The following is an 18,057-nucleotide window of genomic DNA, read 5'->3' on the forward strand; positions in this document are numbered from 1 at the left end:
CGACTACTTGCCGATACAGAACCGGCTGAAGATGTGGCGCAACATCTCGTCCGGCGCACGTCGTCCGGTGACCGCCTCGAGCGCGTCACGCGCGGGGCTCAGCTCGGCGAGCACCATCTCCTCGGTGGCGCCGTGCGCCAGGGCATCCGTCGCCCGCCGCACCGCGGCGAGCGCTTCGTCGACGAGCGCCACGTGCCTCACGTTCGAGATCATCGGCGCATCGCGCCACTCGTCGCGGCTCGTCAACTCGCGCACGATACGCTGCCTCAGCTCGTCCAGCCCGACGCCGGTCACCGACGACACGCCGATGGTCGAACCGTTCCATTCGGGCGGTGCACTCCACGCCGGCTCGAGATCGGCCTTGCTCACGACGATGAGGCGCGGGCCGCGAATCGAGGCGAGCGCGCAATCGTCCTCGGGCAGGAGTGGCGACGCACCGTCGACGACGAACAACGTCAACGCAGCGACCTGCTGCGCGTCGCGCGCCCGCCGCACGCCTTCGGCTTCGATCGCATCCTGCGCGTCGCGCAGGCCGGCCGTGTCGACGATCGTCACGGCAAGGCCGCCAATCTCGACGCGCTCCGTCAGCAAGTCCCTCGTCGTGCCGGCGATGTCGGTGACGATCGCGCGCGGCGCGCCAGCCACCGCGTTGAACAAGCTCGACTTGCCGGCGTTCGGCCTCCCGCAGATCACGACGAGGCTGCCCTCGCGGACCACGCGGCCGGCGTGCCCTTCGCGGATCAGGCTCGCGAGCGCGTCCGTCACCCGCTGCAGCTCGGCCACGACCTGATCTCTCGTGATGAAATGAAATCCTTCTTCCGGAAAGTCGAGCGATGCTTCGAGACGCGCGGCGAGATCGAACAGCATCGCGTCGATCCTGGCGATCGCGCCGGTCAGCGTGCCTTCGAGCTGGTCCATCGCCGCGCGCGCCTGCAGCGGCGTCACGGCGTCCACGAGGTCGGCAACGGCTTCGGCCTGAATGAGATCGAGCCGGCCGTTCAGGTACGCCCGCAACGTGAACTCGCCGGGCTCCGCCAGCCGTGCGCCCTGACGCCGCGCCAGCTCCACCACGCGGCGCAGCAGCGGCTGGCTTCCATGCGCGCTGATCTCCACCACCTCGTCGCCGGTGAACGATCGCGGCGCCGCGAATCGCGTGACGACGACCTGATCGAGGGGCCGGCCGGCGAAGCCGTCCTCGTCCGCGTCCACGAGCCGCGCGAACGTGGCGCGGCGCGCGGGAAGCGGCGCGCGCCGCGCCATGAGCGCGAGCGCGATCACATGGGCGCACGGCCCCGAAAGGCGCACCAGTCCGATTCCGCCGGCGCCGGGCGGCGTCGCAATCGCGACGATGGTGTCGTCCGTGGAGAACACGTTTGCCGCTGCGGTGTCGCTCCGCGCCTCGCGGCCGCTCGCCGGCGCTATCGTTTGGCCGAGATCACGACCGTCTTGAGAAACGCGTCGCCGATGCTCTCCGACGACACGGCGGGATCTCCTGACACGGCGAGGTGCACGATCCGGCGCGCATATGGGTTCAGCGGCCCGATCTCCTGCGGCACGCCCGTCGTGCGCGCCTTCTGGGCGAGGAACAGCGCCATCTGCCGCAGCTCCTCGTCCTTGCCCTGGCGGAAACCGAGCGCATCGATCACGTAGTGCCGCTCGCCGCGGGCGTGCCGCCGGAACGCGGTGTTGACGACGACTTGCAGCGCGTCGAGCACTTCGCCGCGCCGCTTGATCAGAACGTCGGCGCCGTCGCCGGTGATGTCGAGGCGGACGTTGTCGGATGCATCTTCCACCGTCACGGTGAGATCGAGGCCCATCGCGTGCAGGATGCTCTGCACGAAGTCGATGACCTGGGTGTCGAGTTCGGCGCTCATGGCGATGCTCAGGATCGGGATCCGGCGCCGGCTGACCTGGGCTTGGGCGGGCGTACCGGTTGTCCAATGATACGGTTCGTCACGTACTGCTGTCCGATCGCCAGCAGGTTGCTCACGAACCAGTAAACGACGAGGCCTGCCGGCGCCCAGAGGAACGAGACGGTGAACACGACCGGCAGCATCATGAACATCTTCTGCTGGATCGGATCGGCCGTGCTCGGCGTCATCCGCATCTGCCAGAACTGCGTCAAGCCCATCAGCAGCGGCGTGACGTAGAGCGGATCGTGGCGCGCGAGATCGTGAATCCAGCCGAAGAACGGCGCGCCGCGCAGCTCGATCGCCGCCGACAGCATCGCATAGAACGCGAAGAGCACCGGCAGGGTCAACAGCATCGGCAGGCAGCCGCTCGCCGGATTGACGCCGCGCTGCCGGTACAGCGCCATGACCTCCTGGTTCATCTTCTGGCGCTCGGGATCGGTCATCTTGTACTTCGCGTAGCGATCCTGAATCGCCTTCATCTCGGGCTGCAGCGCCTGCATCTTCTTCATCGAAACCATGCTGCGATGCCGCAGCGGGAAGATGACCAGGTTGATCAGCACCGTGAGCGCGACGATCGACCAGCCGTAGTTGCCGATGTAGCCGTTGACCCACTTGAGCGCCAAGAGCAGCGGCACGACCAGGAAGTCGAACATCCCGAAGTCGATCGCCTTCACGAGCTGCCCGTCCACCGCGCGCAGGATGTCGAAGTCCTTCGGCCCCATGAAGAAGGGCACGGCGAGCGCTCCCGGAACCGTCACCTCGTACGCGATGAGCTCACGATTCCGGCTGGAGTCCCCGGGGACCGGCAGCGTCACCGGCGTGTACTGCACGGCCACGCGCTCGGTTCCGGGCACGACCGCGCAGAGAAAGTAGTGGTCTTCGACGCCGGCGAACCGGAGGTTCCCTTCGTAGCGCCCTTGCTGCTGCAGCGAGCTGGCGGACAGGAACTCGACGTCACCGCCGACGACCTGAACGCCGCGCACGGGCGCGCTGCGCGACCCGTCCGGCGAGTAACCGAGGCCGACGGCGGGTCCCCACGCGAGCGTCACCGGCTTCGACGTTCCGCCGACATCGATCGAAGCTTCGACCCTGACGATGTACGGCTTGCCGTCGGGCTGGAAGTGGAACGTCTTCCTCGCGTTCAGCCGTCCCGACGCATCGCGGTACTCGAAGCTCAGCGTGCCGGGTGACGCGCCAAGCGTGAGCGCGTCGCTGCTCGGCCTGAAAAGCGCCGTCGCGAGCGTGCTCGAAATCGCCGGATCGTCGGTCGAGAGCGTGAACGGCTTCGGATAGGTGGCGGGCAGATCCTTCGGAACGAACTCGAGCGGCTGGCCGCCTTCGAGGTATCGCTTCAACGTCCAGCTTCGCAGCGTCGCGCCCGCCGTCGAGAACACGGCGCGGACGAGGTCGGTCTCGACGATGATGTCTCGTGCCCGTGCGTCGGCCACGAGCGGTGTCGCGCTCTCGCCCGTCGTCGCCGGCGCATTGCTTGCCGGAGCCGTTTCCGCCGGTTGACCGGTGGTCGCCGACGCTGCCGATGGCGTGGAAGGCGCGGAGGCGGCCGAAGCTGGCGCTTGAGCCGGTCGCGCTGGCGGGTTCGGCGCGAACACCGACTGATAGACCGCGAGGACGATGAACGAGAGGACGAAGGCGAGAAAGACGCGCTTTTCCATGGAAGTGGCCCGCCTAGGAGCGTTCGACGCGCGGCGGCACGGGGTCGACGGCGGGTTTGGAGAACGGATGGCACCGCGCGACGCGCCACGCGGCCAGCCACAGGCCTCGCACGAGCCCGTGTTCCTGGAGGGCCTGCGTCGCGTACGCAGAACAACTCGGGTGGAAGCGGCAGGCGCCGCCGGTGAACGGGCTCAGCCCGAGCTGGTACGCCTGCACGAGGAGCACGCCAAGACGGACACGCCAGCTCATGTCACTCTCGCACTGCGAAGCCGCGCCAGCCCCTTCGCGAACTCCGATTCGACGTCCTGCCACGGCGCGGTGGCGAGCTCCCGGCGTGCAATCACGACGAGGTCGAGCGTTCGTCCAAGAGGCGTGGGGGACGACGGCCTGTGCCTGAACACCTCTCGCAACCGGCGCTTCGCGCGGTTCCGAACGACGGCGCCACCGATCCGGCGCGACGCGATGATGCCGAGTCGATCCCGTCCCAGGACGTTCGGCACGCCGAGCAGCACGAACCAGCGCGTCGCGATCCGCCGCCCATGCTCCTGGACCGCGGTGAACTCCGTACGCGTCCGAAGCCGGGATTCACGCCCGAATGTCTGCGACACGAGCCGGTGCCAGATGGCGATCCGGTGCCGGGTACCGGCGGGGCCCGTTATGACGAAACGGTAAGCCGTTTGCGCCCCTTCGCCCGGCGCCGCTTGAGGACGAGGCGGCCGTTCTTCGTCTGCATGCGCACGAGGAATCCATGGGTCTTGCGGCGGCGCTGCCGGTTCGGCTGATACGTTCGTTTCATTGGACTCTCAGTGGGTGGTTGGACCCTGGAGAAACCACGATGGTAGCGGAGCGGAAAAAACCCGTCAATCCGGAAGGTCGCCTTGGCGACGGCGACACTCTATGGTAGATTCCTCGACCTTCCCGGAAACCGCGTCAAGCCAACGTCACTTTTCCACAACTGTGGAAAAAACTGTGGAAATCCGCGGCTTTCGACGGGCTGGGGACGCAAATCATAGCCAATGCTAGAGTTCCGGCCGGCGCCATCGAATGTTGGCGACCAGTTTTTCGGGCGTTTTCGCCATCATTTTCGCCTCTCGGACCCGCTTCTCCTGCCCGACGTGCCTGCCGTCGGATGAGCGGGCGTAAAGTGTGAAAAGCATGACCGCCACAGTCTGGGACGCGGTCCTTCGACGGATCGAGACGAAGGTCAACCGGCACAGCTACCACACCTGGTTCCGTCAGACGACCCTCGCCGCCGATGAGGGCGGCCGCCTCGTCGTGGACGTCGCCGATCCCATGGCGGTCAGTTGGCTGATCAAGCACTACTCGGGCATCCTCGACGAGGCGCTCGTCGAGGTCGGCCGGCCCGGCGCGGTGGTCGAGTTCCGGGCCACGTCGGATATGGGCGAGGCGCCCAACCCGGAGCCGGCTCCTGAGCCGCCAGCCGAGCCGGACACGGCCCCGCCGCAGGTCGAAGAACTGGACAGCGTCGGCCTCAGCCCCCGCTACTCGTTCGAGACGTTCGTCGTGGGCGCCTCGAACCAGTTCGCGCATGCGGCTTGCCGCGCGGTCGCCGAAGCGCCCTCGCGCTCCTACAATCCGCTGTTCCTCTACGGCGGTGTGGGCCTCGGGAAAACCCATCTCATGCACGCGATCGGGCACTACGTGCTCACGCAGAGTCCCGGGCTTCGGCTGACCTACATCTCGGCCGAACGGTTCATGAACGAGGTCGTCAACGCGATCCGCTACGACCGCATCTTGGAGTTCCGCGAGCGCTACCGGGGCGTCGACGTCCTCCTCGTCGACGACATCCAGTTCATCGTCGGCAAGGAGCGGACGCAGACCGAGTTCTTCCACACGTTCAACGCGCTGCACGATGCGGAGAAGCAGATCGTGCTCAGCAGCGACAGCCCGCCGAAACAGATCAGCGAGCTCGAGGAACGGCTGCTGAGCCGCTTCGAATGGGGCCTCATCGCCGACATCCAGCCGCCCGATCTCGAGACGAAGATCGCGATTCTCACGCGAAAAGCCGAGGCGGAAGGCATCGCGCTGCCCGACGACGTCGCGCTGTACATCGCCGGCCGGATCAAGTCGAACATCCGCGAGCTCGAGGGATCGCTCATCCGGCTGCTGGCCTATGCCTCGTTGACCGGCCGCGACCTCTCCATGTCGCTGGCACAGGAAGTCTTGCGCGACGTCCTCAGGCAGGAAGAGCGCGCCGTCACGATCGAGTCGATTCAGAAGTTCGTCGCGGAGTACTACCGCCTGCGGCTCGCCGAACTGAAGTCGAAGAACAACTCGAAGTCGATCGCGCTGCCGCGGCAGGTCGCCATGTATCTCTGCAAGACGCTCACGAACGCGTCGCTTCCGGAGATCGGCAAGAGCTTCGGCGGCAAGCACCACTCGACGGTGATTCACTCCGTGCGCAAGGTCGACGAACTCCGCAAGTCGGATCACGCGTTCAACACGGTTATCAACACCCTCGTCGAGTCGCTTCGGTAGGGAAATCCACCAGCATCGCCTCGGATCCACAGTCCGGGCTGTGCGGATCCTGTGGATGGCTGTGGATGGGCGTGCGAGGGTTGCTTCTGCACAGGGCAGCGGCGGTGTACCCGCCGCGCGTGCACAGGACCGTGCACAAGATAAATGACTGATTCCCAGTCACTTAGTGAGGTCTTTTCAGTTCCTCACAGGGCTTTCTTGTTGTTATAATTCTTTGTCTCGTTTCTCTTCCGTCAGGACAGATCAGTACCCCGTCCTGCCGGTGTTCCCCCGCTCGATCGACGAGCGACTGAGAGGCCGCCCTGCCCATGGAGCTTACGGTTCGAAAGAGTGATCTGCTCAAGGAGCTCTCGCTTCTCCAAGGCATCGTCGAGCGGAAGAACACGATCCCCATCCTCGCGAACGTGCTCCTCGAGGCGGCCGAGGATCGCGTGTCGCTCCTCGCGACGGATCTGGACGTGGGCCTGCGGAGCCAGTGCGCCGCGACCGTTGGGAAGCCCGGCACGCTGACGCTGCCGGCGAAGAAGCTGTTCGAGATCGTCAGCGCGCTTCCGGAGACCGAGATTCGGATTCACGAGGACAAGAGCGGCAAGCACGTGACGGTGGCCGCCGAGCGGTTCGAGTCGCGGCTGCAGACGCTGGCGGCGAGCGAGTTCCCGACGCCGCCGAACGACGCCACCGGCACGGTCGCGTCGCTGCGGGGCGCCGCGGTGAAGCGGATGATCCAGTACACGCGATTCGCGATCACGAGCGAAGACACGCGCTATTTCCTCAACGGCGCGCAGCTCGTGCTGGAACCGGAGTCGATCAGCATGGTGGCGACCGACGGGCATCGGCTCGCCTTCGTGCGGATCGAGGAATCGCCGGGCGCCGGCGTCAAGCTCGAGGTGCTGCTTCCGCGCAAGACGCTCAACGAAGTGGCGCGGCTCGTCGACGGCGGCGAGACCGTCGAGTTCTCGCAGGGCGAGAACCACCTGTTCTTCAAGGCCGGCACCCGGCTGCTGATCTCACGCAAGATCGACGCGAACTTTCCGGCATACGAACGCGTGATTCCGAAGACCAACGACAAGCGCATCGAGTTCGATCGCGATCGGCTGGCCGCGGCGGTCCGTCGAGTCCGGCTGCTGTCGAACGAGCGATCGAAGGCGGTGAAGTTCGTCATCGGCAAGGACCAGGTGGAGATCACCTCGAGCAGCCCGGACCTCGGCGAAGCGCACGAGGTGCTGCCGGTCGACTACGATGGAGGATCGCTGCAGATCTGCTTCAACGCCGATTACGTGGACAACTTCCTGAGCGTGGTGGAGGCCGAGCAGGTCGAGCTGCAGTTCAAGGACGAGATGAGCCAGGCCGTGATGAAGCCCATCGGCGCCGAAGGCTACGACTACACGTACGTGATCATGCCGATGCGGGTCTGAACGACGAGATGCCAAACACCGATTTCGAGAATCACCGTCCGGTCGACGCCGGCGCCTGGCCCAGTGCGTCCGTCGGCGCCGGAGACTACGGCGCCGACAAAATCAAGGTCCTCGAGGGGCTGTCCGCGGTGCGGAAACGGCCCGCGATGTACATCGGGTCGACCGGGCCGGCCGGCCTGCACCACCTCGTCTACGAAATCGTCGACAACTCGATCGATGAAGCGCTGGCGGGCTACTGCCGCAACATCGACGTCACCATCCACATCGACGGGTCGGTCACGGTCGTCGACGATGGGCGCGGTATTCCGGTGGACATGCACGAGAGCGGCAAGTCGGCCGCCGAAGTCGTGCTCACGGTGCTGCACGCGGGCGGGAAGTTCGAGAACTCGGCCTACAAGGTCTCGGGCGGCCTCCACGGCGTCGGGCTCTCGGTCGTCAACGCGCTGTCCGAATGGCTCGAGGTCGAGATCTGGCGCAACGGCCAGGTTCACGAGCAGCGGTACGAGCGCGGGGCGCCGGTGGCCGAGCTCCGCGTGGCCGGGCGCACCGAGAAGCGCGGTACGAAGGTGATGTTCCGGCCGGACCCGACGGTCTTCGAGAGCACGGAGTTCAGCTTCGAGACGCTCTCGCAGCGGCTCCGCGAGCTGGCGTTCCTCAATGCCGGCGTCAGGATCTCGATCGCCGACGAGCGCGACGGCAAGCAGCACGAGTTCCTGTACGAGGGCGGCATCCGGGAGTTCGTCGAGTTCCTGAACAAGAACCGCACGGCGATCAACGAGAAGCCGATCTACATGACCGACGAGGTCGAGGTCCGCGAGGGCGTCGTCGTCGCCGTGGAGATCGCGGTGCAGTGGAACGACGGGTACGCAGAGACGACGTACAGCTTCGCGAACAACATCAACACGACGGAGGGCGGCACGCACCTGTCGGGCTTCCGCGCGGCGCTGACGAGGACGATCAACCAGTACGCGTCGCGGATGAACCTCACGGACAAGCTCGTCGAGAGCATCTCGGGCGACGACATCCGGGAGGGGATGACCGCGGTGATCTCGGTGAAGATCCCGCAGCCGCAGTTCGAAGGGCAGACGAAGACCAAGCTGGGCAACACCGAGGTCAAGGGCGTCGTCGAGACGATCGTGAACGACCGGCTGGGCGCGTTCCTCGAGGAGACGCCGGCGGTCGCGCGGAAGATCATCGCGAAGGCCGTGGACGCCGCGCTCGCGCGCGAAGCGGCGCGCAAGGCCCGCGATCTCGTCCGCCGGAAGGGCGCGCTCGACAACCTGGCGCTGCCGGGCAAGCTCGCCGATTGCCAGGAACGCGATCCCGCCAACAGCGAGATCTACATCGTCGAAGGCGAGTCGGCCGGCGGCTCGGCGAAGCAGGGGCGCAATCGCCGGTTCCAGGCCGTGCTGCCCATCAAGGGCAAGATCCTGAACGTCGAGAAGGCGCGGTTCGACAAGATGCTCAGCCACGAGGAGATCAGGACGCTCATCGCGGCGCTCGGCTGTGGCATCGGCCAGGACGAGTTCGATCCGTCCAAGGTGCGGTACCACCGCATCATCATCATGACGGACGCGGACGTGGACGGATCGCACATCCGGACGCTGCTCCTCACGTTCTTCTACCGGCAGATGCGGGAGCTGGTGGATCGCGGGCACATCTACATCGCGCAGCCGCCGCTCTTCCGCGCCAAGCGCGGCCGCCGCGAGACGTTCATCAAGGACGAGCGCGAGCTGGAGGCGTTCCTCATCCGCCACGCGGCCGAGTCGCGGACGATCGTGCTCGCCAACGGCCGCGAGATCTCGGGCGACGCGCTCGAACGCAAGCTCGAGACGCTGATCGCGTTCCGCAAGCTGCTGCAGGTGGTCGAACGCCGCGGGCCGGGGCGCAAGGCGATCCTCGCGCTGCTCGAAGGCGGCGCGGGCGACAAGACGTTCTGGGGCGACCGCGCGGCGGTCGAGGCGCTGGCCGCGCACCTCGAAGCGCCCGCGCTCACGCCGACCGTCGTGGTCGACGCCGAGCACGAGGCGTTCGCCGTGCAGCTCGAGGATCGGACCGCCGGCTACGGCCGGCAGCACCGCCTGGATCTCGACTACGTCACGAGCGGCGAGTTCCGGACGCTGGCGGCCGCGTATCCGGACGTCCGCGACGTGATCGCCACGTCCGTGACCATTCGGACCGCGCCGAAGTCGGCGGAGCCGGAGGAGGACGCGACCGCGGAGGCCGAGACCGCCGCGAACGGCGCGGCGCCGGCGGGCGGAGCCGCCACCGCCCTGCCCAAACCGGGCCGCGACACGGACCGCGGCGTGGAATCGCTCGACGATCTGGTCGAGTTCTTCGCCGAAGCCGGCCGCCGCGGGCTCGCCGTCAACCGGTACAAGGGGTTGGGCGAGATGAACCCGGAGACGCTGTGGGAGACCACGATGGATCCGGCGCGGCGGACGTTGCTCCAGGTGCGTGCCGAGGACCACACCGAGGCCGACCTGATGTTCACGACGCTCATGGGCGATCAGGTCGAACCGCGCCGCAAGTTCATCGAGGAGAACGCGCTCGACGTGAAGAACCTCGACATCTAACCGCAGGGCCGCACGAATTCGTCAGGCATGGATCAGAATCAACCTTCCGCCAGGCAGCCGGTCAACATCGAAGACGAGATGAAGCGCTCGTACATGGATTACGCGATGAGCGTGATCATCGGGCGAGCGCTGCCCGACGTGCGCGACGGGCTCAAGCCCGCGAATCGGCGCGTGCTGTACGCGATGCGCCAGATGGGGCTCGCGTCGAACCGCCCCTACCGCAAGTGCGCGAAGATCGTCGGCGAGGTCATCGGCAACTACCATCCGCACGGCGATGCGCCGGCGTACGACACGCTCGTCCGCCTCGCGCAGGACTTCAACATGCGGTATCCGCTCGTCGACGGCCAGGGCAACTTCGGCTCGATCGACGGCGATCCGCCCGCCGCGTACCGGTACACCGAAGCCCGCCTGCAGGCGCTGGCCGAGACGATGATGACCGATCTCGAGAAGGACACGGTCGATTTCCGGCCGACCTTCGACGAGACGTCGGAAGAGCCCGTCGTGCTGCCGACGCCGTTCCCGAACCTGCTGGTCAACGGCTCCACCGGGATCGCCGTCGGCATGGCGACGAGCATCCCGCCGCACAACATGCGCGAGGTGATCGACGGCGTCATCGCGGTGATCGAGAGGCGCACCGCGCCCCGCGAGGAGCGGATGCGCGCGCTGCTGCAGCTCGTGCCGGGCCCGGACTTCCCGTCGGGCGGGACGATCGTCGGACGGCAGGGCATCCATCGCGCGTACACCGAAGGCCGCGGCGGGTTCGTCGTCCGGGGCAAGGCCACGTTCGAGGAGCACAAGCGCAGCGAGCGCGTGTCGATCGTCATCACCGAGATTCCCTACCAGGTGAACAAGAAGCAACTGGTGGAGGAGATCGCCGACCTCGTGCGCGAGAAGCACCTCGAGGGCATCTCGGATCTGCGCGACGAGTCGAGCCGCGAAGGCATGCGCATCGTCATCGAGCTCAAGCGCGGCGAGCTGCCGGACGTGGTGCTGAACAACCTCTACAAGCACACGAAGCTCCAGATGAGCTACGGCATCACGCTGCTCGCGATCGTGGCGGGGCGGCCGCGCGTGCTCAGCCTGCTCGACGTCATCGAGCATTTCGTCGACTTCCGCCGTGAGGTCGTGCGCCGGCGGACGGAGTTCGAGCTGGCGAAGGCCGAAGCCCGCGCCCACATCCTGCAGGGCCTGAAGATCGCGCTCGATCACCTGGATGCCGTGATCGCCCTCATCCGTGCGGCGAGAACGCCCGCCGAGGCGCGCACGGGGCTGATGACCGACTTCGGCCTGACGCAGATGCAGGCCCAGGCGATCCTCGACATGCAGCTCCAGCGGCTCACCGGCCTCGAGCGGCAGAAGATCCTGGACGAGCTGGCCGAGCTGGCGACGATCATCGAGCGGCTGCGCGCGATCCTGTCCAGCGAGGAGCTGATCGTGGGGATCGTCGTGGACGAGATGCGCGAGATCCGCCAGAAGTTCGGCGACGCCCGGCGCACCGACATGATCGAGGACAGCGGCGAGTTCCGCGTCGAAGATCTCATCGCCGACGAGGACGTCGTCATCACCGCGACGAGCACGGGGTACATCAAGCGGACGGCGCTGAACGAGTACCGGAAGCAGCGGCGCGGCGGCAAGGGCCTGATCGGCATGCAGACGCGCGACGAAGACGTCGTGCAGCACCTGTTCGTGGCGAACACGCACGCCTACATCCTGATCTTCAGCGACCGCGGCCGCTGCTACTGGCTCAGGGTCTACGACGTCCCTGAAGTCGGCCGCAGCAGCAAGGGCAAGTCGATCGCCAACCTCGTCCACATGGCCGAGGGAGAGCGGCTGGCGGCGCTGCTGCGCGTGCAGGCCTTCCCGACCGAAGAAGGCGGCCGGTTCATCGTGATGGGCACCCGCAAGGGCACCGTCAAGAAGACCGACCTCGTGGCGTTCTCCAACCCGCGCACGGCCGGCATCATCGCGATGCAGGTCGACGACGAGGATCGCGTGATCGCCGTCGCGGAAACGGACGGGGCCAAGGATCTCGTCATCGGCACGAAGAACGGCATGGCGATCCGGTTCGCCGAATCCGACGTGCGGCCGATGGGACGGAGCGCGTTCGGCGTGCGCGGCATCCAGTTGCGCGACGGCGACGAAGCCGTCGCCATGGAGGTCGTCAACGACGAGGCCACGCTCCTGACGGTGTGCGAGAACGGCTACGGCAAGCGCACGCCGGTGTCCGAATACCGTCCGCAGTCGCGCGGCGGCATCGGCCTCAAGAACGTCCAGACGAGCGATCGGAACGGCAACGTCATCGGGCTCGGCTGCGTGACGGATCGCGACGAGCTGCTGCTCGTGACCTCGCAGGGCCAGGTCATCCGGATGAAAGCCGGCGACCTCCGGCCGATCGGGCGCGACACGCAGGGCGTGCGCCTCATGGATCTGGCCGAAGGCGACCGCCTCGTCTCGCTGGCGACGCTGCGGGAGCCCGAAGAGCAGGAGCTGGAAGGACAGCCTGCCGAAGCGGAGCCGGTCGAGCCGGCGTAGCGGTTCGCGCGGGCACGCCAACGTCCGCACCGCCGCGAACACCGGCGGCCGCGAAACCGAGATCGCCGCGCGTCATCGCGTTGTCGCGTCGTGAGACTACGCGGGCTCGAGGCCCGCGTACTTGGCCAGCAGCTTCTTCGTCCCCACGGCGTTGAACCGCACGGTCAACTTGTAGTCGTCGCCCTGGTCCTCGACGTCGAGCACCGTGCCGACGCCGAACTGCCGGTGGCGCACCCGCATTCCCGTGCGCACGGCCGTCTGCGATTGATCCTCGTGTTCGTAGCGGTACGCCGAGGTCTCCTGGTCGCGCACGCGGGGCGTCGATCCCGGACGCCGCCCGTACGGATTCCGCAGCTCGTAGCCGGCTGGCTGCCAGCGCGGCGCGGCGGGCTGCTCGACGCGCTCGATGAGCTCCGCCGGTACCTCCTCGAGGAACCGCGAGGGCTCCGTGGCCTGGTACTCGCCGAAGACGCGCCGGCGTGCGGCTGACGTGAGGATCAGCCGCTGCTGCGCGCGGGTGATGCAGACGTAGCACAGCCGTCGTTCTTCCTCGATGTCGTCGTCGCTCTCGACGGCGCGCGCGTGCGGAAACAGGCCCTCTTCCATGCCCGCCACGATCACGACGGGGAACTCGAGCCCCTTCGCCGCGTGCATGGACATCAGCCAGACCCTGGCTTCGGCAGCGCCTTCGGCCTCGTCCGCCTCGGAGAGCAGCGACAGCCGATCGACGAAGCCGGTGAGGGTCGCCTCGGCCTCGCGGGATTCGTACTCGCGCGCGGCGGAGACGAGCTCCATCAGGTTCTCGAGCCGCGCCTCGGCTTCCTCCGTTCGTTCGTCCCGGAGATGCTGAAGGTACCCGGTGCGATCCAGCATGATGCCGAGCGCGATCGAGACGCTCCGTCCCTGGGCGTCGCGCTGGAGGTTGACGAGCATGTCGCGGAACGTGCCGAGGGACGCGAGCGCGCGCGGCGCGCCGATTCGGCGATCCACGGCGGTGACGAGCCGCGCCCAGAGCGACCGCGGCGAGCGCACGGGCGGCGCGCCGGCCGCGAAGAGCGGCGCGCCGGCGTCGGTCTCCGTGGCGTCGATCGCCTCGAGCGACTCCAGCACCGTCTTGCCGATGCCTCGAGCCGGCACGTTGACCACCCGCCGCAGGCTCACGTCGTCATACGGGTTGATCATGAGCCGGAGGTACGCGAGCGCGTCCTTGATCTCCTTGCGCTCGTAGAACCGCACGCCGCCGATGATGCGGTAAGCGATGTGCTCGCGCATGAGCGCGTCTTCGATCGCCCGCGACTGCGCGTTCGTGCGATACAGCACGGCGACCGTGCGGTCGCGATCCTGGCGGTGCGCTTCGCGAATCGTCCGCGTGATGACGTCCGCCTCCTCGATCTCGTCGCCGGCGCGGACGTAGCGAATCGGGTCGCCGCCCGCCTGATCCGTCCAGAGCCGCTTCTCCCGGCGCTGCCGGTTGCGGCGGATGACGGCCGAGGCGGCGTCGAGGATGACCTGTGTCGATCGGTAGTTCTGCTCGAGCTTGACGACGTGCACGTCAGGGAAGTCGCGCTCGAAATCGAGGATGTTCCGCAGATCGGCCCCGCGCCACTTGTAGATGGACTGATCGGGGTCGCCGACGACGCAGAGGTTCCGGTGGACGTCGGCGAGCCGGCGCACGAGCAGGTACTGCGGCCGGTTCGTGTCCTGGTACTCGTCGACGAGGACGTAGCGGAACTTCCGGGCGTAGGCCGCGCCGACGGTCTCGAGCTGCATCAGTTGCACGGTCTTCAGCAGCAGATCGTCGAAATCGAGCGCGCCGGCGTCGGTCAACTGGCGCTCGTAGTACTCGAACACCTTGGCGACCTGCTGGTCGCGGAGGTTCCAGCCGCTGCCGCGCATGGCCTCCGGCGATTCCATGCGGTTCTTCGCCTGGCTGATCCGGCTGAGCGCGGCGCGCGGGGGCAGCAGCTTGTCGTCGATGTTCAGCGCGCGCAGGCCCTGCTTGACGATCGCGAGCTGATCGGACGAGTCGTAGATCACGAAGTCGCGAGAGAGGCCGATGGCCGGCGCCTCGCGGCGCAGGAGCCGGGCGCAGAGCGCGTGGAACGTCGAGACCCAGATCTGCCGGCAGTCGTCGCCCACGAGCCGCTCGACGCGCTGCCGCATCTCCTCGGCCGCCTTGTTGGTGAAAGTCACGGCCAGGACCTCGCCAGGCTTCGCGAACCCCTCGCGGATGAGGTGGGCGACGCGATACGCGATCACCCGCGTCTTGCCGGAGCCGGCGCCCGCGAGGATGAGCAGCGGGCCCCGCGTGTGGACGACGGCGTCACGTTGTGCTGGGTTGAGCGACTCGAGGAGATCTGAAGGCACGTGCCGCGCTGAACCGAGAGTATCACCCCGCGGCGCAGCGAGGGCGCCGCCCTGTTTCTCGGTGGGCTCGCCTGATAGGATCGAGGGGTCCATGGCCCGAACGCTCTTTCAGAAAGTCTGGGATCTCCATCGCGTCCGCACCCTGTCGAACGGGCAGACGCAGCTCTACATCGGCCTCCATCTGGTCCATGAAGTCACCAGCCCGCAGGCGTTCGCCGAGCTGCGCGATCGCGGCTGGCGGGTGCGGGCGCCGGAACGCACCTTCGCGACCCTCGACCACATCGTCCCCACGCAGGCGCAGGTGCGGCCCTTCCTGGACGTCATGGCCGAGAGCATGACGGAGGCGCTCGAACGCAACTGCCGCGAGTTCGGCATCCCGCTGTTCGACCTGGCCAGCGGCCGGCAGGGGATCGTGCACGTCATCGGGCCGGAGATGGGCCTGACGCAGCCGGGCATGACGATCGCCTGCGGCGACAGCCACACGTCCACCCACGGCGCGTTCGGCGCGATCGCCTTCGGGATCGGCACGTCGCAGGTGCGCGACGTGCTCGCGTCGCAGTGCCTGGCGATGACGCCGTTGAAAGTCCGGCGCATCGAGGTCACGGGCCGGCTCGCCTCGGGCGTGTACGCGAAGGACGTGATCCTGACGATCATCGGCCGGCTCGGCGTCAAAGGGGGCAACGGCCACGCCTATGAGTACGCCGGCGAGGTGGTCGATCGGATGACGATGGACGAGCGGATGACCATCTGCAACATGTCCATCGAGGGCGGCGCGCGCATCGGCTACGTCAACCCGGACGAGACCACGTTCCAGTACCTCGAAGGCCGGCCATACGCGCCGACGGGCGCGGACTTCGAGCGCGCGAAGACCTGGTGGCGCGGGCTGGCGTCCGATCCCGGCGCTCCGTGGGACGACATCGTCGTGCTCGACGGTTCGAAGATCACGCCCACGGTCACCTGGGGCATCAACCCCGGCCAGTCGGTTGGCGTGGACGACCGCCTGCCCGAGCCTGGCGCGGCGCCAGCCGGCGAGCGGGCGGGCTTGGCCGAAGCGCTCGAGTTCATGGACTTCCGCGCCGGCCAGCCGATCGCCGGCACCAAGATCGACGTCGCGTTCCTCGGGTCGTGCACGAACGGCCGCATCTCCGATCTGCGCGAAGCCGCGAAGGTCGTGGCCGGCCACAAGGTGTCGCCGCACGTGAGGGCGCTGGTCGTGCCGGGGTCGCAGAGCGTCGCGAAGGCGGCGGAGCGCGAGGGCCTCGACGAGGTCTTCAGACAGGCCGGCTTCGAATGGCGCGGCGCCGGGTGCTCGATGTGCCTCGCGATGAACCCCGATCGCCTGCAGGGCCGCGAAGTCTGCGCGTCGTCGTCGAACCGCAATTTCAAGGGGCGCCAGGGCAGCCCGATGGGGCGCACGCTGCTCATGAGCCCCGCGATGGTCGCGGCCGCCGCGGTCGCGGGCGAGGTCGTCGACGTGCGGTCGTGGATGGCGGAGCCAGCCGGAGCACACGCATGAGCCAGGCATCGAAGATCACGCGCGTCGTGGGGCCCGCCGTGGCCGTCCGCGGCGACGACATCGACACGGATCGGATCATCCCGGCCCGCTATCTCAAGACGATCACCTTCGACGGTCTGGGCGATCACGTGTTCGAAGACGATCGCCAGCAGCTCAGGGAGCGCGGCGCCGTGCACCCGTTCGACGTGCCCGCGCACCGCGGCGCAGCGATCCTGCTCGTGCAGGAGAATTTCGGCTGCGGGTCGTCGCGCGAGCACGCGCCCCAGGCGATTGCCCGGTGGGGAATCCACGCGATCGTCGGCGAGTCGTTCGCGGAGATCTTCTTCGGCAACGCGCTCATGATGGGGCTGCCGTGCGCCACGGCGTCGCGAGCCGACCTCGACCGGCTGATGGCCGCGTCCGAGGCCAACCCAGCGCTCGAATTCGATCTGGATCTGGAGCGCAGCCAGCTCACGGCGGGAGACATCGCCGTGCCCGTGACGATGCCGGAGGCCGTGCGCACGTCGCTGCTCACGGGCAACTGGGATGCGACCGGCCTGCTGCTCGATCGCTACGAGGAAGTCGAGCGGGTCGCCGCCAAGCTCCCCTACGTTTCCGGGTGGAACGTCGTCTGATCGACCTGATCGCGCCGCCGATCCGCCGCGCGTGACGTCGCGGGCGGCGTCGCCCGGCGAGCGATCTCGAGGAACCGCGTCGCCGCGTGCGACAACGATCCTTCACGCCGATAGATCAACCTGACCTGCCGCGGCGATCGAAGCTCCGGCACCGTCACTTCCACCAGCTCGCCGCGGGCCAGCTCGCCCTTCGCGCACCGGCGCGGCAGCAGGGCGACGCCAAGCCCCATCTCCACGGCGCGCTTGATGCCGTCGAGGCTCGGAAGCCACAGGCGGATGTTGAGCGGCGCCTGTCGCTGCTCGTACAGCCGCAGCACGCGCTCGCGCGCCGGCGACGGATCGTTGTGCGCGATCACGATCTGCCGCCCCATCTCTTCCATGCTCACCTGGCGCTGCGACGCGAACGGGTGATCCGGACGGACGAGCAGCACCAGCTCGTCGGTGGCGACGACGAGCGACAGCAGGTCGCGATCGGGCGGGTTGAACGTGAGCACGCCGAAATCGATCGATCGCAGGAGCACCTCCTGCGCCATCTGTCGCGAGAGCAGCCGGCGCACGTCCACGACGATGTCGGGGTATTCCTTCTGGAAGGCGGCGATCAAGGGCAGTACGGCGTGCACGCCGCCCTCGTTCGCGCCGACGAGGACGCGCCCCTTCTTCGCGTGCCGCAGGTCGGCGACGGCGGCATTCGCTTCGTCGGCGATCCGAAGGAGCCGCGTCCCGTACTCGAGCAGCACTTCGCCGGCGTCGGTCAGCGTGCCGTCACGCGACGAGCGGTCGATGAGCCGCTCGCCGGCCGCGGCCTCGAGCCGGCGGATGGCCTGGCTGACCGCCGGCTGCGTCCGGCGGAGCTTGCGTGCCGCGCGCGAAAAGCTGCGCTCCGACGCGACGGTGACGAACACCCGCAGGTCTTCGAAGGTCATGGACAGCCGCGTTTCGGCCCTCGGCATT

The 18,057-nt window shown here is 67.7% G+C and carries 14 protein-coding genes; 6 read left to right on the forward strand and 8 right to left on the reverse strand.

All coding sequences use genetic code 11. The features are described 5' to 3' along the window. Positions 1 to 3: 3 nt before the first annotated feature. The 6 genes from mnmE to rpmH are packed head-to-tail and all read right to left on the reverse strand — an operon-like array spanning position 4 to position 4,383. Positions 4 to 1,371: a tRNA uridine-5-carboxymethylaminomethyl(34) synthesis GTPase MnmE gene (gene mnmE / locus IT184_05495; GenBank protein ID MCC7008251.1), complete on the reverse strand. Its 1,368-nt coding sequence runs from the start codon at positions 1,369 to 1,371 to the stop codon at positions 4 to 6. 47 nt (positions 1,372 to 1,418) lie between these two features. Beyond that, positions 1,419 to 1,874 carry a KH domain-containing protein gene (locus IT184_05500; protein MCC7008252.1) on the reverse strand — a complete coding sequence of 152 codons (456 nt, stop codon included), beginning with the start codon at positions 1,872 to 1,874 and terminating at the stop codon, positions 1,419 to 1,421. 8 nt (positions 1,875 to 1,882) lie between these two features. Then, positions 1,883 to 3,586, reverse strand: coding sequence for a membrane protein insertase YidC (gene yidC, locus IT184_05505; GenBank protein ID MCC7008253.1), 1,704 nt, complete (start codon positions 3,584 to 3,586; stop codon positions 1,883 to 1,885). A 13-nt stretch (positions 3,587 to 3,599) separates the two neighbouring features. Beyond that, the gene (gene yidD / locus IT184_05510) at positions 3,600 to 3,836 is read right to left on the reverse strand and encodes a membrane protein insertion efficiency factor YidD (GenBank protein ID MCC7008254.1); all 237 of its coding nucleotides are present in this window, start codon (positions 3,834 to 3,836) and stop codon (positions 3,600 to 3,602) included. Further along, entirely contained in the window at positions 3,833 to 4,195 is a 363-nt protein-coding gene (gene rnpA, locus IT184_05515) for a ribonuclease P protein component (protein MCC7008255.1), read from the reverse strand. The genes yidD and rnpA overlap by 4 nt, the downstream gene beginning before the upstream one ends. A gap of 47 nt (positions 4,196 to 4,242) precedes the next feature. Further along, positions 4,243 to 4,383, reverse strand: coding sequence for a 50S ribosomal protein L34 (gene rpmH, locus IT184_05520; protein ID MCC7008256.1), 141 nt, complete (start codon positions 4,381 to 4,383; stop codon positions 4,243 to 4,245). A 359-nt stretch (positions 4,384 to 4,742) separates the two neighbouring features. Between rpmH and dnaA the strand changes: the two genes are divergently transcribed. From dnaA to gyrA, 4 genes are all read left to right on the forward strand, one after another. After that, positions 4,743 to 6,086, forward strand: coding sequence for a chromosomal replication initiator protein DnaA (gene dnaA, locus IT184_05525; protein ID MCC7008257.1), 1,344 nt, complete (start codon positions 4,743 to 4,745; stop codon positions 6,084 to 6,086). A 308-nt stretch (positions 6,087 to 6,394) separates the two neighbouring features. Further along, on the forward strand, positions 6,395 to 7,501 hold the full coding sequence (dnaN, locus tag IT184_05530; GenBank protein MCC7008258.1) for a DNA polymerase III subunit beta: 1,107 nt from the start codon (positions 6,395 to 6,397) through the stop codon (positions 7,499 to 7,501). Between the two features lie 8 nt (positions 7,502 to 7,509). Further along, on the forward strand, positions 7,510 to 10,077 hold the full coding sequence (gyrB, locus tag IT184_05535; protein MCC7008259.1) for a DNA topoisomerase (ATP-hydrolyzing) subunit B: 2,568 nt from the start codon (positions 7,510 to 7,512) through the stop codon (positions 10,075 to 10,077). A gap of 27 nt (positions 10,078 to 10,104) precedes the next feature. After that, complete coding sequence (gyrA, locus tag IT184_05540) at positions 10,105 to 12,609, forward strand: DNA gyrase subunit A (GenBank protein MCC7008260.1); 2,505 nt, start codon at positions 10,105 to 10,107, stop codon at positions 12,607 to 12,609. Between the two features lie 96 nt (positions 12,610 to 12,705). On the opposite strand, the gene IT184_05545 is transcribed toward gyrA, so the two are convergent. After that, positions 12,706 to 15,069 carry a UvrD-helicase domain-containing protein gene (locus IT184_05545; protein MCC7008261.1) on the reverse strand — a complete coding sequence of 788 codons (2,364 nt, stop codon included), beginning with the start codon at positions 15,067 to 15,069 and terminating at the stop codon, positions 12,706 to 12,708. Between IT184_05545 and leuC the strand changes: the two genes are divergently transcribed. Both leuC and IT184_05555 read left to right on the forward strand, forming a co-directional pair. Beyond that, positions 15,068 to 16,492, forward strand: a complete 1,425-nt coding sequence (gene leuC / locus IT184_05550; protein ID MCC7008262.1) for a 3-isopropylmalate dehydratase large subunit — start codon at positions 15,068 to 15,070, stop codon at positions 16,490 to 16,492. The genes IT184_05545 and leuC overlap by 2 nt on opposite strands. Beyond that, positions 16,489 to 17,106 (forward strand): 3-isopropylmalate dehydratase small subunit, encoded by a 618-nt coding sequence (locus IT184_05555; GenBank protein MCC7008263.1) that lies wholly within the window; start codon positions 16,489 to 16,491, stop codon positions 17,104 to 17,106. Before leuC ends, IT184_05555 begins: the two co-directional genes overlap by 4 nt. On the opposite strand, the gene IT184_05560 is transcribed toward IT184_05555, so the two are convergent. Next, complete coding sequence (locus IT184_05560; GenBank protein MCC7008264.1) at positions 17,079 to 18,029, reverse strand: LysR family transcriptional regulator; 951 nt, start codon at positions 18,027 to 18,029, stop codon at positions 17,079 to 17,081. The two genes, IT184_05555 and IT184_05560, sit on opposite strands and share 28 nt — an antisense overlap. Positions 18,030 to 18,057: the final 28 nt, after the last annotated feature.

The organism is Acidobacteriota bacterium, assembly GCA_020853395.1.
Classification (GTDB): Bacteria; Acidobacteriota; Vicinamibacteria; order Vicinamibacterales; family SCN-69-37; genus JADYYY01.